Source organism: Pseudomonas sp. XP1 (assembly GCF_053557675.1).
This window is the reverse complement of sequence record NZ_JBNRIJ010000021.1, coordinates 75,170-78,808: the sequence shown is the minus strand read 5'-3', so window position 1 is coordinate 78,808 and position 3,639 is coordinate 75,170. Positions and strand designations below refer to the sequence as shown.

Here is a 3,639-nt window from a genome sequence, read left to right as displayed (position 1 = left end):
AATGGCCTGAGCCCTGTCAGCTACAGGACTCAGGCTACTGGCTAAAACTGTCCAACTTTTCGGGGGCAGTCCAGGTACTGCACAAGATTCAATATTTGTGCGGTCCCTGTGGGAGCGGGCAAGCCCGCGAAGAGGCCAAGGAAATGCCAGATCAGTTCTTGTCCAGGCAATCCAGCTGCAGGTTGGCCTGGGTAATGTTGCTCTCGGCCGGCACACTGCGGGTCAGCCACACATTACCGCCAATGGTCGAGCCTTTGCCGATGGTGATCCGCCCCAGCACCGTGGCCCCGGCATAGATCACCACATCGTCCTCGACGATCGGGTGACGTGGCAGGCCCTTGTGCAGGGTGCCCGATTCATCGCTGGGGAAGCGCTTGGCACCCAGGGTCACTGCCTGGTAGATGCGCACACGCTCGCCGATGATCGCGGTTTCGCCGATCACCACGCCGGTACCGTGGTCGATGAAGAAGCTCGGGCCGATCTGTGCCCCGGGGTGAATGTCGATCCCCGTGGCCGAATGCGCCAGCTCCGAGCTGATCCGCGCCAGTAGCGGCAGGCCGGCCTGGTACAGGTGGTGCGCCAGGCGGTGGTGGATGATTGCCAGGATGCCCGGGTAGCACAGCAGCACTTCATCGACACTGCGCGCCGCCGGGTCGCCGTGATAGGCGGCCAACACATCGGTGTCGAGCAGCACGCGCAGGCCCGGCAGGGCGGCGGCGAAACCCTGCACCAGGCTCAGCGCATGAGCATCGACGCCAGCCAGCTCGCCCTTGCTTTGCCGTGCGGCGTAGCGCAGCTCCAGGCGGGCCTGGGCCAGCAACGCAGTCAGCGCGGCATCCAATGTATGGCCGACGTAGAAGTCTTCGCTTTCTTCGCGCAGGTCGACCGGGCCAAGGCGCATGGGGAACAGTGCGCCGCACAGTTGCTCCAGGATGTGCCGCATCGCTTCGCGCGAAGGCAGCTCACGCCCGCCCTGCTCGCCGCTGCTGCGGCCGTTGCGGGTACGCCATTGTTCACGGGCACCGCGCAGGCCGGTGACGATGCTCTGCAACTGCCAGTGCCCGGGTGAAGGTTGTTCGCTCACGGTTTTCTCCTGCCTGAAGAGGCCAAATGTTTGTATCGGCAGGTCAGGCCCTTTCGCGGGTAAACCCGCTCCCACAGGTACACCACAAGGCTCAAGATCTGTGGGGTCCCTGTGGGAGCGGGTTCACCCGCGAAAGGGCCGGACCTGCTTACATGTAATCCACTCTACGGCAAATCCATCTCTTGGAAAAAACAACGCTTTATTCCATCCTGCGCTAAGTCAGGCATAAGCCGCGATGACGGAGCAGGCAACCTCGCCTACCCTCAAAGCAGCCAGCACCTGGCAGATCACAAAAAGGAAATAACAAAATAATTTTTTAGTATTTCCTGGCCTAAGCAGCCGACCCTATAGTCGCCACCCACTACTTACACAACAAGCGCGGGGCTCTGACATGTCTAAATTCGCCAAACCGCTACTCAACGCCAGCCTGGCACTTCTGCTGGGTGCCGGCCTGCTCAGCCAGGCCTTCGCCGGTGAGCAGCTGAAGACCATCCAGGAAAAAGGCGTGATCAACGTCGGCCTGGAAGGCACCTACCCACCGTTCAGCTTCCAGGACGAAAACGGCAAGCTGACCGGCTTCGAAGTGGAGCTGTCCGAACTGCTGGCCAAGGAGCTGGGGGTAAAGGCCAAGGTGCAGCCGACCAAGTGGGACGGCATCCTCGCCGCCCTGGAATCCAAGCGCCTGGACGTGGTGATCAACCAGGTGACCATTTCCGAAGAGCGCAAGAAAAAGTATGACTTCTCTGAGCCTTACACCATCTCCGGCATCCAGGCACTGATCCTGAAGAAGAAGGCCGAGCAGCTGAACATTCACAAGGCCGCAGACCTGGCTGGCAAGAAGGTCGGCGTGGGCCTGGGCACCAACTACGAGCAATGGGTCAAGAAGGATGTGCCGCAAGCCGATGTGCGCACCTATGAAGACGACCCCAGCAAGTTCGCCGACCTGCGCAACGGCCGTATCGACGCCATCCTGATCGACCGCCTGGCCGCGCTGGAATACGCGCAAAAAGCCAAGGACACCGAACTGGCCGGCGATGCATTCTCGCGCCTGGAAAGCGGCGTGGCCCTGCGCAAGGGCGAGCCGGAACTGCTGGCAGCGATCAACAAGGCGCTGGACAAGCTCAAGGCTGACGGCACGCTGGCCAAGCTGTCCGAGAAATACTTCGGTGCCGATGTCACCAAATGATTGCTGAAAGCCTGCAACTCGTTGTCGACTCCGCGCCCTTCCTGCTGAAGGGCGCGGGTTATACAGTGCTGCTCAGTGTTGGCGGCATGTTCTTCGGCTTGCTGCTGGGCTTTGCCCTAGCACTGATGCGGTTGTCGAAGATCTTGCCGCTGAACTGGCTGGCGCGGGTCTACGTGTCGTTCTTCCGCGGCACGCCGTTGCTGGTGCAGCTGTTCGTCATCTACTTCGGCATGCCGCAGATCGGCATCGAGCTCGACCCGATCCCGGCATCGCTGATCGGCCTGTCGCTGAACATGGCTGCCTACATCTGCGAAATCCTGCGCGCGGCGATTTCCTCGATCGACCGCGGCCAGTGGGAAGCCGCCGCCAGTATCGGCATGACCCGCGTCCAGGCCATGCGCCGGGCGATCCTGCCTCAGGCCTTGCGTACCGCACTGCCGCCGTTGGGCAACAGCTTCATCTCGCTGGTCAAGGACACCGCCCTGGCGGCGACCATCCAGGTGCCCGAGCTGTTCCGCCAGGCCCAGTTGATTACCGCACGCACCTTCGAAGTGTTCACGATGTACGTGGCAGTAGCGGTCATCTACTGGGTGCTGTGCAGCATCCTCGCGCACTTCCAGAACCGCATGGAAGCGCGAGTCAACCAGCATGACCAGGAGCATTGAGCATGATTGAAGTCAAAGGCCTGACCAAGCGGTTCAAGGGCCAGACCGTGCTCAACGGTATCGACCTGACCGTGCAGCCCGGCGAAGTGGTGGCCATCATCGGCCCCAGCGGCTCGGGCAAGACCACCTTCCTGCGTTGCCTCAACCTGCTGGAAACACCCGATGCCGGGCAGATCCAGATTGGCGACATCAGCATCGACGCCAACCGCCCGCTAGGTGGGCAGCAAAGTGCGATTCGCCGCTTGCGCCAGCAGGCCGGGTTCGTGTTCCAGAACTTCAACCTGTTCCCTCATCGCACCGCCCTGGAAAACGTGATCGAGGGGCCGGTGATCGTCAAGAAGACGCCGCGCGAGCAGGCCATCGAACTGGGCCGGCGCCTGCTGGCCAAGGTCGGCCTGGCGGGCAAGGAAGACGCCTACCCACGGCGCCTGTCCGGTGGCCAGCAGCAACGGGTTGCCATCGCCCGCGCCCTGGCCATGGAACCGGAGGTGATCCTGTTTGACGAGCCGACCTCGGCGCTGGACCCCGAACTGGTGGGTGAAGTGCTGGCGACCATCCGCGGCCTGGCCGAGGAGAAGCGCACCATGATCATCGTTACCCACGAAATGAGCTTTGCCCGCGACGTGGCGAACCGGGTGATCTTCTTCGACAAGGGCGTGATCGTGGAGCAGGGCGAGGCCAAGGCGCTGTTTGCGGCGCCGAAG

4 protein-coding genes are annotated in these 3,639 nt (G+C 62.2%); 3 read left to right on the top strand and 1 reads right to left on the bottom strand.

Translation table 11 applies throughout. The features are described 5' to 3' along the window. Positions 1–151: 151 nt before the first annotated feature. The gene (epsC, locus tag ACK1U9_RS18040) at positions 152–1,084 is read right to left on the bottom strand and encodes a serine O-acetyltransferase EpsC (protein WP_108480034.1); all 933 of its coding nucleotides are present in this window, start codon (positions 1,082–1,084) and stop codon (positions 152–154) included. A gap of 391 nt (positions 1,085–1,475) precedes the next feature. On the opposite strand from epsC, the gene tcyJ reads away from it, so the two are divergent. The 3 genes from tcyJ to tcyN form a co-directional block, all read left to right on the top strand. After that, a complete protein-coding gene (gene tcyJ, locus ACK1U9_RS18035) occupies positions 1,476–2,270 on the top strand; it encodes a cystine ABC transporter substrate-binding protein (RefSeq protein WP_015268587.1) in 795 nt (264 codons plus the stop codon). After that, positions 2,267–2,935, top strand: a complete 669-nt coding sequence (gene tcyL / locus ACK1U9_RS18030) for a cystine ABC transporter permease (protein WP_025337317.1) — start codon at positions 2,267–2,269, stop codon at positions 2,933–2,935. The genes tcyJ and tcyL overlap by 4 nt, the downstream gene beginning before the upstream one ends. 2 nt (positions 2,936–2,937) lie before the next feature. After that, on the top strand, positions 2,938–3,639 hold a 702-nt coding region (gene tcyN, locus ACK1U9_RS18025; protein ID WP_449110075.1), incomplete at its 3' end, for an L-cystine ABC transporter ATP-binding protein TcyN.

Excerpts from the sequence above, each read along its gene's own strand:
- tcyJ (WP_015268587.1), top strand. The coding sequence starts at position 1,476 with ATGTCTAAATTCGCCAAACCGCTACTCAACGCCAGCCTGGCACTTCTG.
- tcyL (WP_025337317.1), top strand. The coding sequence starts at position 2,267 with ATGATTGCTGAAAGCCTGCAACTCGTTGTCGACTCCGCGCCCTTCCTG.